The following is a 17,021-nucleotide window of genomic DNA, read 5'->3' as shown; positions in this document are numbered from 1 at the left end:
TCAATTATTTTTTGAGTAATAAATCGCTTTTAAATAAAATGTTTTTGATTTTAAATTCAGAAATATAAAACAATTCAGAATCCTCATTCATCTGATTTTCCAAAATAACCATACTAACATCACTTTCTGGGAAATACAAATTTACGGAAGAAAATCCGTCGCCAAGTCCTGTATGGCCAATATATTTAAAGGGCTCTTTTTCAATAATTCGGATGCCATAACCATAAGGTTCTTTTTCTTTCCCGAAGAAATTGTGTTGAGATAAAATGGTATTTGCGGTAAGCAATTTATACGATTCTGGTTTTAGAATTTTTCCTTTATGGAGATTATTGTCCCAAATAGTCAAATCTTCAACGGTTGAAAGTATGCCATCTGCTCCTAAATTTTCATTGTTGATCATGCTTTCTTTAACCGTTGTCAGCGTGTTTTTATTATTGTAATGTCCAGTTGCCAGATTTTGAGTTTTGTCTTTAGCATAGCAAAAGGTATTTTTCATTTTTAATTTCTTAAAAAGGGAATTTGCAACTTCTGTATAAGTTTTTTTTGTACTGAATTCCACAATTTTGCCTAACAAACTAAAGTTTAGATTACCGTATTTAAATTGCATTCCGGGTTTGAAAGCCAGTGGTTTTTGCAGATCAATAATTCCATGCGAATGATTTAAAAGCTGATGAACCGTAACCGAATCTGCCCAAGTTTGTGTAAGCTCTGGCAAATATTTTTTGATTGGGGCGTTCAAATCGATTTTACCTTTTTCGACTTCCAATAAAATCAAAACGGCGGTAATTTGTTTGCTGTTTGACATGATTTCGAATTGAGTGTCTAATTTCAAAGGTGTTTTGGTTTCAAAATTGGAGAAGCCTTTTGCTTTAGCATACAATGGTTTTCCGTTTTTTGAAATCAGAATTGCACCATTAAAAACGGGGGAAGTATTTTGAATTAAACTGTCGATTTTAGCAGTGTAATTATCTTTTTTTTGAGCAGAAGAATGACAGCTTGAAAGAATAAAAAACAAGGATAAAAAGGAAGAAAATCTAAAAAATGAATTCATTATAAGGTTGATAGTTTATTGGTTTGGCTTGAGAAAAAATAATTTACAATTAACAATTAAATCAAAACATTCCGTTTTCATTAATAGTTTCCGTTGGAATAGGCTGACCTAAATCCCAGAGTTCAATTATTTTGTCCTCTTTGAATTTTAAGATGTGAACTACCGCAAAACCAATATCTTTTGAATTTTGTTTTAAATGAGAATGTACAGCGACAAGGTTTTCATCTTCTAAAATATGATGAATTTTGAAAATCTTATTCGGGTTTGTTCGTGCCGATTCTTCCATGGCCAGCATTAGAGTATCGGCATCGCCTTTAAAATAAGCGTTGTGATGTTTGAATTTTTTGCCCACATGCAAACGAAAAGCTTCGTGTGAATGTCCGTTTGCGGCAAGTTTTAGGAAGTCTCGAGCAATTTCTTTCTTAGTCATGATCTTCAAATGTAAAAGTGAACTAAGTTAAGAAATTTGGAAGCAGGTTTTTAATTAAATGCCATTAGAATTTTCTAGATAATTGAGAAATTTTAATTGAAAGACTGTCTAAATTCTAAAGGCGATATGCTTGTCTTTGTTTTAAATAATTTACTAAAAGATTGCTGGTGTTCAAAACCCAGCTCAAAAGCAATTTCACTAATGGACAATTGGGTTGTCGAAAGTTTTTCTTTGGCTTTTTCAATTAATTTGTTGTGAATATGCTGTTGCGTGCTTTGGCCCGTATGAAGTTTTAGTAATCCACTTAAATAATTGGGTGATACGTTTAAATTTTCAGCAATATAGTGTACCGTTGGGAGTCCTTTTGAAGTTAAATCGATATCATTAAAATAATCTTCCAAAAGTTTTTCAAGACGTGCAAGAATCTGGTGACTGCTTATTTTTCGGGTAATAAATTGTCGATTATAGAATCGTTCGGCATAGGTAAGAAACAGTTCGATTTGGGCAATAATAACATCTTGGCTGAATTTATCAATATTGGACTGGTATTCCATTTGAATATTTTTGATGATATCAACGAGCATATTTTCTTCTTTTTCAGAAAGATGCAGTGCTTCATTGACGGCATAACCAAAATATTCGTATTGTTTGATTTTCTGCGCAAGCGGCGTATTCCATAAAAAATCAGGATGGATCAATAGTGACCATCCTGTGTGTTGCATTTCGGCATTTCCTTCTATAGAAAAAACTTGTCCTGGCGAAATAAATATTAATACACCTTCATTAAAATCATATTCTTGCTGGCCATAACGCATTTTTGCATTGGCATTTCTTTTTAGGGCAATAGAATAGAAATCAAGAATCAGGCTTTTCGGTTCTTCTTCGTTAAGATATTTCAAATCTTCAAAATTATAAACGCTTACTAAAGGATGTTCAGGTTTAGACAAATCCCGAAATTTATGGAATTCGCTTATCGTTTTGAATCTAAGAGGTTGTTGGTTTGCCATAGCTAAAGTTACTTATTTTTGATTGTAAAATGAAGCAAATTCCGAAGCATAATCTACCAATTTTGTTTTTCCCATTTCAGAAGGTTTATTACGGGAATAATCTTCGCCAAGAGTTCCGTTGTAAAGTGCGGCATACATTTCAACCAAACCTTGTGCAATTTTAGGTTGCATTCCAGCAGCAACTAATCCTTGTAAAGTTTCTTCGTCGCTGATTAAATTCCATTTTAAATCTGGAATTCCAATTGCCTTTCCTAAAATAAGAGCAGTTTCGTCACCTGTAAGCTCTTCACTTGCTACATAACGGACTTTTTTCCCGTCAAGCGGCGTTGTGATTTCATCAGCAATTGCTTCGGCAATGTCGTTTGGAGAAACCCACGGAATTGTTTTGTCGGCGCCATAATTTGCATTTATACTTCCCAGTGATTTGATCATGAAAGCATAAGGAAGCAGATTGTAATAAAATGAAGTTGGACGCATGAAAGTAATCGCAACATCTGAAAGCTGATTTAAAACAGCTTCAATTTCGTTGTAACGCTGAATAATTCCTGAATTCTCTTTTAAATGTGCTCCAATACTGCTTAAAAACACTACTCGTTTTAAACCCGATTTAGTAATGGCTTCGGCGTAATTGTCCCCGATTTGACGTGTAAAAGCATCTAGATCAAGATTTGGATCGAAGTAATTCGCACGTGGAATCATGCAGTAAACCGCATCTGCTCCGGTAAAAGTTTTCGTTAAAAAGGCTGCGTCATTTACTGAACCTATTGCCACCGAAGCACCCAATAATTCAATTTCCGATTGTCTTTCAGTGCTGCTGGCAATTACGGTTACTGAATGCCCTTTTTGCACTAACTCTTGGGTTAATGGCTTGCTGATGTTCCCTAAAGAACCCGTGATTATAATTTTCATATCGCTATTTTTTTGATGTTACAAAGTTGTACATCATTTAGCGAATGACTTTAGCCAAATCTACGAATACTGTAGTCTTTTTTTAAGTTGCTGAGAAAGTTCTAGAGAAATCTATTTAGGTGATTCGTTATTCATTTTTTTGAATTTTTCCTTTGTGGCAAAGCAATTTCAAAGCTAGATATGCCATTGGAATATAAGCAAAAACTAAATCGACGATTGTAAACCAAACTGGTGAAGGCAATGAACAAACGCTTACGATACCACCAAATAAAAAGAATGCGCCAATAAGCAGCGCAAGTTTCTTTTTATGATTAAATGCTAGTAATGCGGTTGTGATTGCGCCAACAAATGTTCCAATAGCATGTGCCAAAAAAGGAAAAAGATAATGTTTGGCTTCAAACAAATGTATTGTTGATTTTAGACTTTCCATTGTGCTATTGTCAGCACCTTCTGGAAGCGGAATAATAGAACCACTTAATAAAATTATACTCATATTGACAATACTTCCAACAACGATTCCGGCAAGGACTGCCAGAGTATTTCTTACAATGGGGTTCATATAATTAGGATTTTTAGAATCACTAATTTATAAAATTATTTTGAAGATAGCCTTTTTTCGTTTTCAGTTTGTGGTTTTCCTGTTGCATTTGGTTCGCCTTTTCCGGTTTCAATCAGTTTTTTAAGACTGTTTTGAATGTAGTTTGTCCAAGCGCCCCTGCAAATCTCAAAGCATTCATATTCTGAGGTTAAACCAAAATGCGTAAATTTTAGCTCTGTTTTTCCATCTTTTTCAGTGATTTCAAAAGTAGGTTTGGTACCAGTCCATTCTGTTTTGTCTTCGGTGAACTTAAAATAGTTTTCTTCAACCAGCCAAACGACTTTTTGATTCGGAACAACTTCAATTAATTTTACTTTGCAACGATGAACATCTTCATAATGATAATCAAATTCATCATTTAGCTTTGCTGTATTTCCTTCTATTTCTTCAGACCACCAGCCTCGGACATTTGTAATTGCATTAAAAACTGCCGCTGGAGATTGATCGACTTTTATGGTTGTGGTAAAATCTGTAGTACTCATTTTAAATAATTTAAAGGTTTGTATTACAAATTTACTTCCTAATAATCAATTTGTTAGGGTGCTTAATAGACAAAAGAAAGGGGAGTTTCAGACAAGTTAGGATCGCATAATATCCATTCTGCTGATTTTTTGGTTTTGGATTTCAAAAATTACGACTTGTTCTTTTTTAATGTCGTCCCCATTTCGGCCAGAAACATATTCGTGAACAATTGCTTTTGTATCGAAAAAGATTGTTTTTATGATTTCGGCATATAAATTTGGTGATTGTTCAAAAAGTTTGCTAAACATTTCTTCACAGTTTTCCTTTCCATCAACAGTCAATTGATGATCAGAAAAATTATAGATTTTGACATCATCAGTATATAATGGCATCATTTCTTCAATTGATCTGTTGTTGAAAGCGTGCATTTGAATGTCGATGATTTCTTCGATTGTCATTAGTTTGTTTTTTTAGTTTCTTCTACATTTTCCGCAGAAAGCCATAATTCAAATTCGTTCGTTTTTATGCTTTCAAATTTCTTTGGAATCATAAATAAAAAAATGATAGCCAAAAGTTGCAATATTTGTTGGCCAAGACTTAAAAGCCCGTTTAAAGGGAAATATGTTAAGTCAGAAATTAAGGTTGGAATTGAACCAAATAATCCAAGACCGAATAACACTGCCAGTAAAATTTTTAAATTACGTCCTTGTCGAATTAAATAGGCTAGAAGTCCAACAAGAATGAAAGCTACAAGAGCAGAAAAAATAGCTTGATTTGGGTAATATTTTAATGCTAAAAAGAAATTCACCAATCCAAGAGCAAGTGAAATAAAAATAAAATTTGAGGCTTTTATATGATTTTCATGTATTGGCCGTATTTTTTTTGTTTCTTTTTCTTCGGGTCTATTTATTAATAAATGAATAGCGTCTATTTCTTCTTGTGAAAAAATTCTGCCTCTTGCTTTGAGAATTTCGAACGCACATTTTGTGGCTTGCGGTACAAATCTCGTTTCAGGCTGAATGTATTGTTCTAATTCTTTATCTGTTTTTTGCTCTAATACTTTTTTTTGTACTGCCATATTAAATCGTAATTGTTTTTTTGAGATCCAAAGTAATTAATTTAATTAGAAAGTTTACTTACAATTTTCTCAATCTGCAAAAAGTGATTTTCCATTACCTTTTCTAATTCTAAAGTGCCGCCCAAAATAAGCATTTCCTTATTTTCAAAACGTTTTCCAAGTCGGTCTTCTAGCATGATTTTTTCCATGCTTTGTGCAATTCCAATTTCGTTTAAAAAATCATTTGGATGTCCTGCGGTGCAAATTGCAATTCCGTGCGGAATAATTTTCATTTTCGGAAAAGATTCGGTTTGTCCATAAGCGTATCCAACGGAATAAACCCGGTCAAACCAGCCTTTTAATTTTGCAGGACAATCACTCCACCACACTGGATACAGAAAAATAATGCAATCGGCATTTTCGATTTTTTTATGTTCTTTCAAAACGTCTTCTGAAATAGGAAGATCAAGTTTTGCAAAACCTTCTCTTTCATATTCGTCTTCAGACATATCACTGATGAAATTTGAAGCGTATAAATCTGAAATTTCAAGATTCCAATTTTGTTTTAAAATTGCTGATTTCAATCGTTCTAAAACTTGAAAAGTATAGGATTTTTTACTCGGGTGTGCATAAACAATGAGAATATTCATAAAGGTGAATTTTAAAAGTTTTCATTTTGTAATGATTTATCCATTTTACTAATATTTGTTTAGAATTTTAAATTAGTTAAAGATAATTCTTATTTTTAACCAACTGCAAACCATTTTCCACTATGATAAAAAACTTTTATGCTGTATTATTCCTTCTAACAGTTTCGGTTTCTGCTTTGGCGCAATTAAAATCACCTTCAGAGTTTATTCCGAATTATGGCAAACAAATCAGTTATTACCATCAAGTTGAAGATTATTTTAAGTATCTGACTGAAAATTCGGCTTTGATAAAAAAGCAACAGTACGGACTAACAAATGAACAACGTGATCTGAATTTGTATTTCATTTCTGATGCAGAAAATCTGAAAAATTTGGAACAAATCCGTTTGAATAATTTGGCTTCGATTGGGCTTTCAGATTCAAAATCGGCAACGGTACAGGATAAAATTATTGTGTGGTTGAGCTTTAATGTTCACGGAAATGAGTTTGCCGGAACCGAAAGCGCATTGACAGTTGCCTACGAGCTTTTGAATCCAACAAACGAAGAAACTAAAAAATGGCTTAAAAATACAGTCGTAATTCTGGATCCATGCATCAATCCTGATGGGTATTCCCGTTATGGAAATTGGCTTCGCGAAATTTCAGGAAAGAAAAACCATCCGGGTTTATATGACAGAGAACATATGGAAGAATGGCCAGGCGGAAGATTCAATCATTACCTTTTCGATTTAAATCGCGATTGGGCATGGCAAACGCAAGCCGAATCGCAACAGCGCATAAAAGTGTATAACCAATGGATGCCTCAAGTACATACCGATGTGCATGAAATGAGTTATAATTCACCCTACTTTTTTCCGCCGGCAGCAGAACCTTTGCATGAATTCATTGAGCAGTATCAAAAAGATTTTCATATTGTTTTGGGGAAAAATATTTCGCAGAAATTCGACAAACAAAACTGGATGTACAACACCAGAGAACGATTTGATTTGTTTTATCCAAGTTATGGCGACACCTATCCAACTTACAATGGTGCTGTCGGGTTGACATTAGAGCAAGGCGGAATAGGAGCAGGACGAGAAATTACAATGGAAAACGGCACAAACGTAACCATAAAAGATCGTTTGACACATCACGCGACAGCAGTGTTGACAGTTGTAGAAAGTGCAGCTTCGCAAAAAGATGTGCTGTTGAAAGGTTTTAGAGATTTTCATGCAAATGCGCGCAAAAAAGCAAAGGGCGTTTTCAACACCTATGTTCTAAAAAGTAATGCAAAACTGGAACAATTGACAGAGATGCTGAAAAAAAATGATATCGAATTCAGTTATGCAGATGCTTCTACAAGCGCTTCTGGATTTCATTATCAAAACAAAAAAAGTGAAAGTTTCAAGATTGAGCCCAATGATTTGATTATAAAAGCAGATCAGCCAAGATCAGTTTTGGCACAAGTTTTATTTGAACCAAACCAAAAGCTTAATGATAGTTTATCTTACGACATTACAGCTTGGACATTGCCATTGGCATACGGAATTGAAGGTTATGCCGTAAAAAATGCGGTTTCAGTAAAAACAAAAGCTCAAATTGAAATTGCTCAAAAAAACATTCCAGCAAGTGTGTACGCATTTTATGTGCCTTGGAACAGCAGAACTTCAGCTCAGGTGCTTTCATTATTACATCAGGCAAACGTAAAGGTGCGTTCTGCAATGAAAAAAGCCGTTTTTGGAACTTTGACAATTGAGCCTGGCGGTTTGATTATTAGCCGTGCTGACAATCCAAAAATTGCTGATTTTGAAAAAACAGTCAGCGAAATCATCAAAATCAAATCGGATTATAGTTTTATTACAACTGGATTTTCAACCAATTCAAAAGATATCGGCGGTGAAAATTTTGTTCTGTTAAAAGCGCCAAAAATCTTGATGCTTTCTGGAAAAGGAATTGTTTCGACTGAGTTTGGCGCCAATTGGCATTATTTAGACGAAGTGGTGAAATATCCGGTAAGTATAGTTGAAACCAGTAATTTCAATCGTGTTAAATTATACAATTACAATACGTTGATACTTTCTGATGGTTCTTATGATTTTTCTGAAGATCAGAAAAAGCAAATTGATGATTGGGTTAAAAATGGCGGAAAAGTAATTGCGATGAGCAGTGCCATTTCGTTGTTTCAAGATCGTGAAGGTTATGCTTTAAGCCAATTTGCGAGCAAAGAAGACAAAGAAAAATCGGAAAAAGAAGAAAAAGAAATCGAGCTTAAAAAACGCTTTTTAGACTTCGAAGGATCCGAGCGAAGAGAAATTTCAGGGACAATTCCGGGCGCGATTATCGAGAATAAATTGGATAAAACCTATCCAATGGCATTTGGCCTTGGAAATACGTATTATAGTTTGAAAACCAACGAAAGATCGTTTTCGCTTTTAAAAAGCGCAATCAATGTGGCTTATATTCCTAAAAACTTTTTGAGTTATGGTTTTGTTGGAAACGATATCAAGAAAAAACTTCCTGAAACCGTAACTTTTGCGGTCGATAAAAAAGGCGACGGAAGCGTGATTTATATGATAGATAATCCGCTTTTCAGAGGTTTTTGGGAAAACGGAATCCTTTTATTCAGTAATTCACTGTTTTTAGTCAACTAATAAAAAAGCTCTTCAGAAATAATTTTGAAGAGCTTTTTTATTTGAATTATAAACTTTTAGAAAACTTATTGTTTTGTAAAAGTCAATATAGGACCATCAAAATACGATGTGTTTAAAACCATTTCACCCTTTGCAGAGATAGAATAAGTCCATTTTGTATTATCAATAATGACTAGCGGAATTCTTTTTTCATTGGAATCATAACCTCCCGACAAATAACCAATTTCGTATCGATATTGATGCTTTTCAAGTACTCCATCAGTATTAATGGTTAAGGTCGATTTGTTGTCAAATTGGTAAATAACATTTTTAGTAGAAAGATTTTCAAATCCTTTATCTAAACTGCTCGAAAAAATTAGTTTCCAGTTTCCAGCAACAGGATTTGCATCGTCATCGTCATTGCTGCAACTTACAAAAGCAAAAAGAATAAAAAGAAGAGTAAAAATTTTTTTCATCGGTTTAAATTTATATTGGTTTATTTAAAGATGATGATTTTGCTAAAAGGTTGCGTTACAATGTTTTTATGTTGATTATTTTATTTCTTTCAAAAGCAATTTCCTTCCTTCTATAATCATTCTGAAACCATAAGAAATTGTAGCAAAAGCACAACCTAGACTAACAATGACGTTTGCAAAATTTACAGTTGTGATTTTTTGCGTGATTAAATAAATACCAAGAAACGCAAATAAACAAGTCCATGTGCCGATATAGAGATCAAAAGTTCGTTTAAATATTTTTCCTAGCGGAAAAAAATGCAAGCCAACAATCAACACAAAAAAGCAAATGAATAATTCATCGTGATTGATATTCATTAAAATGTTTTTTGCGACCAAAATTCCTAAACCTTCAAGGCCAAAAATGATTAGAAACCATTTTTCACTTTTCTTTTCTTCTTCTGTTTTTTTAATCGTGCTTTCGGGAAGACTTTTTTGTGCTTTTGTAAACTTTAGATAAAAGAATAAAAAACTCATTATAATTGTTCCTAGTAAAACGCCCACAAGACGCAAATCTTTATTTTCTAAATAATATTCGGCAATAAAAGCCCAAATAGAAGTATTTATAATCATAAAGAATAAACCTCCCATGGGTTTGTCAATATCTTTTTTGGTTAAGGTGCTCATTTTTTGGTTTTTAGTTTTTTTATAGATTTTTTTGCCTTTTTTTTAATTTTTTATTCCGTTTATCTCGAGTTTCTCCATTCTTCAATGGTCATCAAACGATTATTTTTTTCGTCATAGTATTTCATTGTAAAGTCTTTTGGATAAATGTAAAGAGTGAACTCAACAATCATGTCATCAGTAATATATCCAGCATTTTTACCAACCTTAATCAAATAATAATCTTTATCATTGGTTTGCGGTGATTCAACTATCGAAACACCTTTATTTTTAGCTTCAGGTAAGGCAAATACCATGTCGAAAATTTTGGTTCTATTTTCATTATCAGAATCTGCAATTTCAAAACTAGGGTTTTGGGTGGGAAAATAAATCTCATTTAGCAATTGCGGTTTTTCCTTTTTGAGTTCATCATACCTTGCAACAGCCAAAGGATAATACGCATAATGTTTGATTTCTTTATTTGCTTTTATGGCGCTATAAATTTTTAAGGCTTCACTTTTATTGTCAATGCTTTCATAATAATTTCCTAGTGCATAATCGTAAATGTAAAATCCAGGACCAATTTTTTCAACGTAATATTTCGCTTTGTCAAATTCTTTTAGTTTCACATAATTGGCAGCGAGAGCAGCTGCGTGTTCGCCTGAATCGTATTTTTCTTTTTTTAATTCCTTTATAGATTGTTCGTAATTGCCTAATTTATAATAGAGTTCTGCTTTTAAATAATTTATGCTAGTTGTTACATTTTGTTTGATTTGTGATTTGTACTTTTCTTTTGTTGTATTATAAATGTCTAACAAAGTGTCGGCTTTAGTAAGTGCCAGTTCTGGATTTTTTTCTCCTTCTGCATATAACAAAATCAATTCTTTTCTGAATTTGCCAAATTCAGCTGAAATTTTGTCCATTTCTTCATGTATTGCTGCATGATCACGATCAAAATTTGCATCATCGATTATGTTTTTTGGGGTGTTTTTGCAGGAAAATAAGCAAGATAAAATAGCAAATAAGATTATTGAATAATTTGAGAGTTTAATCATTTTATGAAAATTGAAAGTCTTTAAACTTCTTTATTAATTTTAATTTAAAACAACCGCAGGAGTTGGATCATTTTCTTTGATTCTGATTCTGCATTTTTTTTCGATATCATATACATTGTTAATTCCAATGACATAAATAATATCTGGAACAAATTTATCAGGTTGATTTTTTCTGCCTTCTAGTTTTCCAGTTCGCAATTCAAATTCAATTTCGCCAAAGTTATTTTTAGCTTTGATTTTGATGCTACCTGTAAATTGTTCCCAATCTGTACTGGTAGTTCTTCCATTTCTAAATTGAATCAGTCTAGTTGATGTTCCAACAAAATAGCTTCCTTTTTGAAAAAACATAGCTATAGAATTGAATGTTACGAACAATCCCGCAAGTGTCAATAAACAGATGATACCACCGGGAAATGTTAATTCACTTAAGTCACCCCAATTTACCCTTTCTATTATATTAGGATCAAAATTGCCTTCTTCATTTTTGAATAATGGACCAAAAAAAGCATGTATAAAAAGGCTCATAAAAGCACACATCAATATTCCAATAGTCAAGTTGCCTAATGCTTTTTTAAGCGGATATTTCCGTGCTGCTTTTACGGCAAAATCCATGGTTTCATTTTCAATTTGTTTTTTAAGATCAATCGGTAATTCGGTTAAATTCATTTTTTGGTAGGTTGTAGTTTTGGTTTTAATTTATGTTTTCTTTCAGCTCAAATAAAATATAAGTTCCGTGTTCAGACATTCCTTTTTCTTTTTCAACAAAACCTTTTTGGCTATAAAAATCCACGGCTTTTTTGTTTTTTTCAAGGCATTTTAATGTGAGTGGAAAAGTTGTTTTTTTAACAGCCACTTTTAATAATTCTGTTCCAATATTTTTTCCTTGATGTTCGTGAGAAACATACAAATGATGAATGAAATTGTTAGGCATCCATATAGAGATAAACCCAACCGGAACGTCATCAATCAGCGCTGTCAAGATAAGTTCGCCGTGAGTCAATTTTTCAAAATCATCCAATTGAAATTCGGATTGGTCAAGCCATGAAAAAGTGTTTTTTCGTTCCTCCAAAAATAATTTTTTCAAAGGTTCGTAATCATTTTTTCTGATTTCAGTTATCGTCATTCCATTTTAAGATTTTACTTCAATGATTTGGCCTCGTTTTCGAGCATTTTTTCAATGTTGAAATACACGCCGTCAACATTGTATTTTCCTTTTTCAAAGCTGAGATAATCACAGTTTCCAATTAATGATTGTCCTTTTGATTCGAGTTCAAAAAGATGTAGCATCACATATTCATGATCGACTAATAAAACATGAAAACCTGTTTCGCATTTTTTGCCATCGCCTGAAGATAGAATGGCGTTCATGATATTGTGAAATTTGTATGAAGTGATTTTAGCCGATTCGTCATCGCCTTTCAAGTGATAAATATAAGCCAGATAATTAAGCTGTTGTAGATCAAAAGGAAAATCGGCCAGTGTATGATTGGCTAATTTAATGATTTCGTCATAATCTGCAGTTTCTAACTTTTCTTTACTGTAATATTCTCGAAGTTTTTTCTCATCAGGGGATCTCCAGAAAGCATTGTATTTGGGTTGGAAAACATAACCAAAATACAAATATCTGAAATCATCCTGCGTCATGAGTGTATCATTTTTTGTTAAACGCTCCATCAGATTTGGATAATAAAATGCCGATTTTTTATCCTTTATTTCTTTTTCAATTTGGTTGTAATCGGGAGCTTTGAATTCAAGTCCTTGGGCATAAGAATTGAATCCGAAACTGAAAAGCAAGATTAGGAGAATTTGTTTTAGCATGGTTAGAAAGTTTTTGGTTATATTAGAAATAATTATTTTTCTGTGGTATCAACAATCCATTTTCCTTGTTCTTTTGCAATATCAATTAATTTTTGACCGTGTTCGGTCATTAAATTTTGTGCAATTAGTCGTTCTGCTCTTTCAATATTTGGCTTGCTCCATTTGCTTGTTTTTGGATTTCGGTGTGAAAAAGTAAGATAATAACTTTCGGCATCGCGTTTTTTGCATAGACTGTCAATCCAGCCAAAACAAAGCGCTTCTTCAGTAGCTTCAATTAAATTGACACTAGGTGTTTTACTTTTTTTGTGATATAAAATGAGCCACACTGATTTTTCAATTTGGCTATTTTCGTCAAGCCAATTGCGCCAATCTTGTCGCGTTGGCGCATAAACGGCTAATTTTCCATCTTTAGTTTCCATAATTTTTTAATTTACTTTATAAAGATAAAATCACCTTTTGACAACCGTATGTCAGTAGTAAAAATAAGATTAAAAAACTGAAAATTAAAGTGTTATTTTTTTAATTTATATTATAATCCCATTTGTTTTCTCAAGTCAATATTCAAGCTGTATTGTTCTTCAATAGGAATTATTTTTCTGCTCACTTTATTAATGTCGCTTCCTTCTTTTGTCCATAAAAAAGGATAAAAGTTAAAAACTTGATCACCTTTTAATCCAGCAACTTCATCTTTCCATTTTTCCCATCTGCTTCCTTCGTAATATTTCTCAAGATCATTGTTGAAACAGAAATCCAAAAATTGTGGATAATTTATGTCAAGAGGCTCAAATTGTAGATTGTCGGGTGAAAAATAATATACTTTTCCAACATCAGCTCCAAGTGCGCCACCGTTTAAAATATAAAATCCGCCTAAAGCATCATCTGCGATTAATAAATAACCCGGAACTTCGCCAAATTCTTTAAACGATTTTCCTTTGTTCCAATCCGGAAGACTGCGATTTAATTTTGTACTTCCAGAACCTAGAATTCTAATCCAGCCGTTATCGACCAAAATACCGCCAGTTTTGTAAATAACAGCACCCATTGTCGTGTTTGTGCCTATTTGCGTGTGATACAATGCATCATTTGCTTTTTGTGAATCAACAGGAAGAATTTCTATTTTGTTTTTTGCAGTGCTTGCAATTTCTTTAACCGATTTCCAGCCTGAATCAGTTTTGTCGATAAGTTCGTTTAATGGACGCATTTTTGTTTGTGAAAAGCTTGTAGAGGTAATTAAAATAAAGGCGATTAGGGGTAAAAATTTCATTTTGAGTTGTAGTTGTTTTTTAGTTGTTATTTAAGTCTAAGCAAGACTCCTTTTCGTTTGACAATGTTTTTATAATCCCACTGAATTTCTGTGCTTTTTTTGAGCCATCTTTTCAGATCTTGTTTGTTTATTTGGTCGGCATTTGTGTAACGCATTTCGGCAGCTTTAAAAGAACCTTCGTTTTGCAGTTTGTCTTCTTCAAAAGATTGTCCACTCCAGAAAAGCAATCTAACAGAACCTTTTAATTTACTGTAACCTACAATTGGGTTTCCGTCCAGAAACCAAACAGGATGCGCATGCCAGATTTTGTTTTCCGCATCCGGCAGATTTTCATCAATTATCAACGCTAATTGGTCGCAAATTTCCTTGTCAGAACTGCTTTGCGAATCATTATAATCTTGAATGGCTGTATTCATAATTTAGATTTTATTACGCACAATTTTTCTGAATACTGAAGCTAATTTGGATTTAAAATACATTTCAGCATTTGCTAAATTAAGCTTTTTAAAACAAAAAAATCCGATCTGTTTTCACAAATCGGATTTTATAAATTGAAAATTATATATAACTCCGTAAAGACATTTGAGCCTTTACATTGTATATTTTTACAAGTGAATTACTTCGCCGTAAGCATCAGCAACAGCTTCCATAACAGCCTCGCTCATAGTTGGGTGAGGGTGGATCGATTTTAAGATTTCGTGACCAGTAGTTTCTAGTTTACGAGCTACAACTGCTTCAGCAATCATATCTGTAACACCAGCACCAATCATGTGGCATCCTAACCATTCTCCATATTTAGCATCAAAGATTACTTTTACAAATCCGTCTGGAGTTCCAGCTGCTTTTGCTTTTCCTGAAGCTGAGAATGGGAATTTACCAATTTTTAATTCGTAACCTTTTTCTTTAGCTTGTTTTTCAGTTAAACCAACAGAAGCGATTTCTGGAGTTGCATACGTACAACCAGGAACGTTTCCGTAATCGATTGGCTCAACGTGCATACCAGCAATTTTTTCAACACAGTTAATTCCTTCAGCAGAAGCAACGTGAGCTAAAGCTTGACCTGGAGTAACGTCTCCAATTGCGTAGTAACCAGGGATATTAGTTGCGTTGTAAGCATTTACTAAGATTTTATCTCTGTCAACAGCGATTCCAACTTCTTCTAAACCAATATTTTCAATGTTAGTTTTGATTCCAACTGCAGAAAGTACGATGTCAGCTTCAAGAACTTCTTCTCCTTTTGCTGTTTTAACAAATGCTTTTACACCTGCACCAGTTGTGTCGATACGCTCAACAGAAGAGTTAGTCATTACTTTAATTCCAGCTTTTTTCAAAGAACGCTCAAATTGTTTTGAGATATCTTCGTCTTCTACTGGAACTACATTTGGCATGAATTCTACAATTGTAACATCAGTTCCCATAGAGTTATAGAAGTGAGCAAACTCAACTCCAATTGCTCCAGAACCCACAATAATCATAGATTTTGGTTGTGTTGGCAAAGTCATTGCTTGACGGTACCCAATTACTTTTACACCATCTTGAGGTAAGTTAGGTAACTCACGAGAGCGAGCACCAGTAGCGATGATAATGTGATCAGCGCTGTATTCAGTAACTTTATTGTCTTTATCTGTAACGTCAAGTTTTTTTCCTGGTTTTAGTTTTCCAAAACCTTCAATAACGTCAATTTTGTTTTTTTTCATCAAGAACTGAACTCCTTTGCTCATTCCTTCTGCTACACCACGGCTGCGTTGTACAACTGCAGGGAAATCTTTATCGAATTCAGAAACTTTTAATCCGTAATCAGAAGCGTGTTTTAGATAATCAAAAACCTGTGCTGATTTTAATAATGCTTTTGTTGGGATACAACCCCAGTTCAAGCATACACCTCCTAGGTTTTCTTTTTCAACTACAGCTACTTTAAAGCCTAATTGAGAAGCTCTGATTGCTGTTACATATCCACCAGGACCACTTCCTAAAACAATAACGTCGTATTTCATTTTTTTGGTTTTTAGTATTTATTACCGAAAATGAGGATTATATTCCGAAACTCATTTGTCGATTTTCTTTTTTTGTTATTTGTGATTGCGAATTTAAGGATTTATTTTAAATCAACACCTCAAAATTTATTTTAAGACACTCTGATTTTATTCTTTTCACAGAAACTTAAGGAATTGTGAATTGCAAATTGTGAATTATGAAGTGAATTTTGAAATTTAGTGAAAAGTGACTAGTTAAAAGTGATTAGTAATTAGTCGCTTTTAAAAAAAATAAGCCACAGATTATTCGGATTAGAATGATTTTTAAAATCAATGTTCATCTGTATAATCTGTGGCTTTTATAAATTATGAGTTATCAATTGTCAATTATGAATTATCAATTAATAATTAAACTTTAACGTGTCCCCAGTTTTCGCCGCTTGCAATTCTGCGGATCTGCATTTCACTTACGCCGAATTGTTTGGCAATCATTTTCAAGCGTGTTTTTTGTTCAGGTCTTGCTAAAATTTTCTTGATCAGCATCACTTTTGTAGTGGTCAATTTTCTTCCGTCTGCTTTTAAGTTGTGTTCGATCAAGTTTTTTTTCGCTTGAATCACTCTTGGACTTTTTCGACTGTGCGCCATCATTTCTTGTTTTGTAGCCCAGCGCAAATTGCTAGCATCATCATTGCTTCGGTTATAATCCAAATGGAGAACATAAGTCTGATCTTCCGATTGTTTTGGGATGAAATATTGAGCAACTAATTTGTAGAGAAAAAGATATTTGTTTACAATTTTATCATCTTTTTTAACCTTGAATCTGAAAGTTGGATAACCATCGCTCAGACCTCCTTTTAGGATTCGGCCATTTTCAATTTCGTCTGTAAAACTTATTAATCGACCTCTATTTGAAATGGCGTATTTTAGTTGTAATGAGGCATTTATTTCTATTTCTTTGAACTGTTCTTCTGGGTAAAATCTATTTTGTGGCATTTTCTTTTACATTTGATTTCTATAGTC

At 33.3% G+C, this 17,021-nt stretch carries 21 protein-coding genes; 1 reads left to right on the top strand and 20 read right to left on the bottom strand.

Translation table 11 applies throughout. The features are described from left to right. Positions 1-4: 4 nt before the first annotated feature. The 9 genes from AAYQ19_RS07005 to AAYQ19_RS06965 form a co-directional block, all read right to left on the bottom strand. Complete coding sequence (locus AAYQ19_RS07005) at positions 5-1,051, bottom strand: serine hydrolase domain-containing protein (RefSeq protein WP_343535344.1); 1,047 nt, start codon at positions 1,049-1,051, stop codon at positions 5-7. 61 nt (positions 1,052-1,112) lie between these two features. After that, a complete protein-coding gene (locus tag AAYQ19_RS07000) occupies positions 1,113-1,481 on the bottom strand; it encodes a nuclear transport factor 2 family protein (protein WP_343535342.1) in 369 nt (122 codons plus the stop codon). 92 nt (positions 1,482-1,573) lie between these two features. Further along, the gene (locus AAYQ19_RS06995) at positions 1,574-2,488 is read right to left on the bottom strand and encodes a helix-turn-helix domain-containing protein (RefSeq protein ID WP_343535340.1); all 915 of its coding nucleotides are present in this window, start codon (positions 2,486-2,488) and stop codon (positions 1,574-1,576) included. A gap of 12 nt (positions 2,489-2,500) precedes the next feature. Then, positions 2,501-3,397, bottom strand: coding sequence for an SDR family oxidoreductase (locus tag AAYQ19_RS06990; RefSeq protein ID WP_343535338.1), 897 nt, complete (start codon positions 3,395-3,397; stop codon positions 2,501-2,503). Between the two features lie 127 nt (positions 3,398-3,524). Continuing rightward, the gene (locus AAYQ19_RS06985; RefSeq protein ID WP_343535336.1) at positions 3,525-3,956 is read right to left on the bottom strand and encodes a hypothetical protein; all 432 of its coding nucleotides are present in this window, start codon (positions 3,954-3,956) and stop codon (positions 3,525-3,527) included. 35 nt (positions 3,957-3,991) lie between these two features. Then, a complete protein-coding gene (locus AAYQ19_RS06980) occupies positions 3,992-4,477 on the bottom strand; it encodes an SRPBCC family protein (RefSeq protein ID WP_343535334.1) in 486 nt (161 codons plus the stop codon). 96 nt (positions 4,478-4,573) lie between these two features. Beyond that, positions 4,574-4,915: a nuclear transport factor 2 family protein gene (locus AAYQ19_RS06975; protein WP_343535332.1), complete on the bottom strand. Its 342-nt coding sequence runs from the start codon at positions 4,913-4,915 to the stop codon at positions 4,574-4,576. Beyond that, complete coding sequence (locus tag AAYQ19_RS06970) at positions 4,915-5,535, bottom strand: hypothetical protein (protein WP_343535330.1); 621 nt, start codon at positions 5,533-5,535, stop codon at positions 4,915-4,917. Before AAYQ19_RS06970 ends, AAYQ19_RS06975 begins: the two co-directional genes overlap by 1 nt. A gap of 41 nt (positions 5,536-5,576) precedes the next feature. Further along, positions 5,577-6,164 carry an NAD(P)H-dependent oxidoreductase gene (locus AAYQ19_RS06965; RefSeq protein ID WP_343535328.1) on the bottom strand — a complete coding sequence of 196 codons (588 nt, stop codon included), beginning with the start codon at positions 6,162-6,164 and terminating at the stop codon, positions 5,577-5,579. 122 nt (positions 6,165-6,286) lie between these two features. Here AAYQ19_RS06965 and AAYQ19_RS06960 point away from each other — a divergent pair, with 122 nt between their 5' ends. Beyond that, a complete protein-coding gene (locus AAYQ19_RS06960) occupies positions 6,287-8,794 on the top strand; it encodes a M14 family zinc carboxypeptidase (protein WP_343535326.1) in 2,508 nt (835 codons plus the stop codon). 65 nt (positions 8,795-8,859) lie between these two features. Here the strand turns inward: AAYQ19_RS06960 and AAYQ19_RS06955 are convergent, their stop codons facing one another. From AAYQ19_RS06955 to AAYQ19_RS06905, 11 genes are all read right to left on the bottom strand, one after another. Continuing rightward, positions 8,860-9,249, bottom strand: coding sequence for a hypothetical protein (locus tag AAYQ19_RS06955; RefSeq protein WP_343535324.1), 390 nt, complete (start codon positions 9,247-9,249; stop codon positions 8,860-8,862). A 75-nt stretch (positions 9,250-9,324) separates the two neighbouring features. Further along, positions 9,325-9,915: a hypothetical protein gene (locus AAYQ19_RS06950; protein ID WP_343535322.1), complete on the bottom strand. Its 591-nt coding sequence runs from the start codon at positions 9,913-9,915 to the stop codon at positions 9,325-9,327. 59 nt (positions 9,916-9,974) lie between these two features. Continuing rightward, entirely contained in the window at positions 9,975-10,814 is an 840-nt protein-coding gene (locus AAYQ19_RS06945) for a tetratricopeptide repeat protein (RefSeq protein ID WP_343535320.1), read from the bottom strand. A gap of 171 nt (positions 10,815-10,985) precedes the next feature. Next, positions 10,986-11,612, bottom strand: a complete 627-nt coding sequence (locus AAYQ19_RS06940) for a hypothetical protein (RefSeq protein ID WP_343535318.1) — start codon at positions 11,610-11,612, stop codon at positions 10,986-10,988. 25 nt (positions 11,613-11,637) lie between these two features. Further along, positions 11,638-12,069, bottom strand: coding sequence for a GNAT family N-acetyltransferase (locus AAYQ19_RS06935; protein WP_343535316.1), 432 nt, complete (start codon positions 12,067-12,069; stop codon positions 11,638-11,640). A gap of 14 nt (positions 12,070-12,083) precedes the next feature. Then, positions 12,084-12,764, bottom strand: coding sequence for a DUF4919 domain-containing protein (locus AAYQ19_RS06930; protein ID WP_343535313.1), 681 nt, complete (start codon positions 12,762-12,764; stop codon positions 12,084-12,086). A 32-nt stretch (positions 12,765-12,796) separates the two neighbouring features. Beyond that, complete coding sequence (locus tag AAYQ19_RS06925) at positions 12,797-13,183, bottom strand: YdeI/OmpD-associated family protein (protein WP_343535311.1); 387 nt, start codon at positions 13,181-13,183, stop codon at positions 12,797-12,799. A 110-nt stretch (positions 13,184-13,293) separates the two neighbouring features. Beyond that, complete coding sequence (locus AAYQ19_RS06920) at positions 13,294-14,028, bottom strand: DUF2625 domain-containing protein (protein WP_343535309.1); 735 nt, start codon at positions 14,026-14,028, stop codon at positions 13,294-13,296. A gap of 26 nt (positions 14,029-14,054) precedes the next feature. After that, complete coding sequence (locus AAYQ19_RS06915; protein ID WP_343535307.1) at positions 14,055-14,444, bottom strand: DUF1801 domain-containing protein; 390 nt, start codon at positions 14,442-14,444, stop codon at positions 14,055-14,057. Positions 14,445-14,633: 189 nt separating this feature from the next. Further along, complete coding sequence (gene lpdA / locus AAYQ19_RS06910; RefSeq protein WP_343535305.1) at positions 14,634-16,022, bottom strand: dihydrolipoyl dehydrogenase; 1,389 nt, start codon at positions 16,020-16,022, stop codon at positions 14,634-14,636. Between the two features lie 387 nt (positions 16,023-16,409). Continuing rightward, positions 16,410-16,994 (bottom strand): NUMOD4 domain-containing protein, encoded by a 585-nt coding sequence (locus AAYQ19_RS06905; protein ID WP_343535303.1) that lies wholly within the window; start codon positions 16,992-16,994, stop codon positions 16,410-16,412. Positions 16,995-17,021 lie beyond the last annotated feature (27 nt).

The organism is Flavobacterium mesophilum (assembly GCF_039581405.1).
In the GTDB taxonomy this organism is placed as follows: domain Bacteria; phylum Bacteroidota; class Bacteroidia; order Flavobacteriales; family Flavobacteriaceae; genus Flavobacterium.
The sequence above is the reverse complement of the archived record's forward strand: the minus strand, read 5'-3'. Positions and strand labels throughout refer to the sequence as shown.

What these genes read in the sequence shown, in the direction of transcription:
- AAYQ19_RS06945 (WP_343535320.1), bottom strand. Translation starts at nt 10,814, where the DNA reads ATGGACAAAATTTCAGCTGAATTTGGCAAATTCAGAAAAGAATTGATT.
- AAYQ19_RS06915 (WP_343535307.1), bottom strand. Translation starts at nt 14,444, where the DNA reads ATGAATACAGCCATTCAAGATTATAATGATTCGCAAAGCAGTTCTGAC.
- AAYQ19_RS06905 (WP_343535303.1), bottom strand. Translation starts at nt 16,994, where the DNA reads ATGCCACAAAATAGATTTTACCCAGAAGAACAGTTCAAAGAAATAGAA.
- AAYQ19_RS06980 (WP_343535334.1), bottom strand. Translation starts at nt 4,477, where the DNA reads ATGAGTACTACAGATTTTACCACAACCATAAAAGTCGATCAATCTCCA.
- AAYQ19_RS07000 (WP_343535342.1), bottom strand. Translation starts at nt 1,481, where the DNA reads ATGACTAAGAAAGAAATTGCTCGAGACTTCCTAAAACTTGCCGCAAAC.
- AAYQ19_RS06920 (WP_343535309.1), bottom strand. Translation starts at nt 14,028, where the DNA reads ATGAAATTTTTACCCCTAATCGCCTTTATTTTAATTACCTCTACAAGC.
- AAYQ19_RS06995 (WP_343535340.1), bottom strand. Translation starts at nt 2,488, where the DNA reads ATGGCAAACCAACAACCTCTTAGATTCAAAACGATAAGCGAATTCCAT.
- AAYQ19_RS06985 (WP_343535336.1), bottom strand. Translation starts at nt 3,956, where the DNA reads ATGAACCCCATTGTAAGAAATACTCTGGCAGTCCTTGCCGGAATCGTT.
- AAYQ19_RS06965 (WP_343535328.1), bottom strand. Translation starts at nt 6,164, where the DNA reads ATGAATATTCTCATTGTTTATGCACACCCGAGTAAAAAATCCTATACT.
- AAYQ19_RS06940 (WP_343535318.1), bottom strand. Translation starts at nt 11,612, where the DNA reads ATGAATTTAACCGAATTACCGATTGATCTTAAAAAACAAATTGAAAAT.
- AAYQ19_RS06935 (WP_343535316.1), bottom strand. Translation starts at nt 12,069, where the DNA reads ATGACGATAACTGAAATCAGAAAAAATGATTACGAACCTTTGAAAAAA.
- AAYQ19_RS07005 (WP_343535344.1), bottom strand. Translation starts at nt 1,051, where the DNA reads ATGAATTCATTTTTTAGATTTTCTTCCTTTTTATCCTTGTTTTTTATT.
- AAYQ19_RS06970 (WP_343535330.1), bottom strand. Translation starts at nt 5,535, where the DNA reads ATGGCAGTACAAAAAAAAGTATTAGAGCAAAAAACAGATAAAGAATTA.
- AAYQ19_RS06960 (WP_343535326.1), top strand. Translation starts at nt 6,287, where the DNA reads ATGATAAAAAACTTTTATGCTGTATTATTCCTTCTAACAGTTTCGGTT.
- lpdA (WP_343535305.1), bottom strand. Translation starts at nt 16,022, where the DNA reads ATGAAATACGACGTTATTGTTTTAGGAAGTGGTCCTGGTGGATATGTA.
- AAYQ19_RS06925 (WP_343535311.1), bottom strand. Translation starts at nt 13,183, where the DNA reads ATGGAAACTAAAGATGGAAAATTAGCCGTTTATGCGCCAACGCGACAA.
- AAYQ19_RS06955 (WP_343535324.1), bottom strand. Translation starts at nt 9,249, where the DNA reads ATGAAAAAAATTTTTACTCTTCTTTTTATTCTTTTTGCTTTTGTAAGT.
- AAYQ19_RS06950 (WP_343535322.1), bottom strand. Translation starts at nt 9,915, where the DNA reads ATGAGCACCTTAACCAAAAAAGATATTGACAAACCCATGGGAGGTTTA.
- AAYQ19_RS06990 (WP_343535338.1), bottom strand. Translation starts at nt 3,397, where the DNA reads ATGAAAATTATAATCACGGGTTCTTTAGGGAACATCAGCAAGCCATTA.
- AAYQ19_RS06975 (WP_343535332.1), bottom strand. Translation starts at nt 4,915, where the DNA reads ATGACAATCGAAGAAATCATCGACATTCAAATGCACGCTTTCAACAAC.
- AAYQ19_RS06930 (WP_343535313.1), bottom strand. Translation starts at nt 12,764, where the DNA reads ATGCTAAAACAAATTCTCCTAATCTTGCTTTTCAGTTTCGGATTCAAT.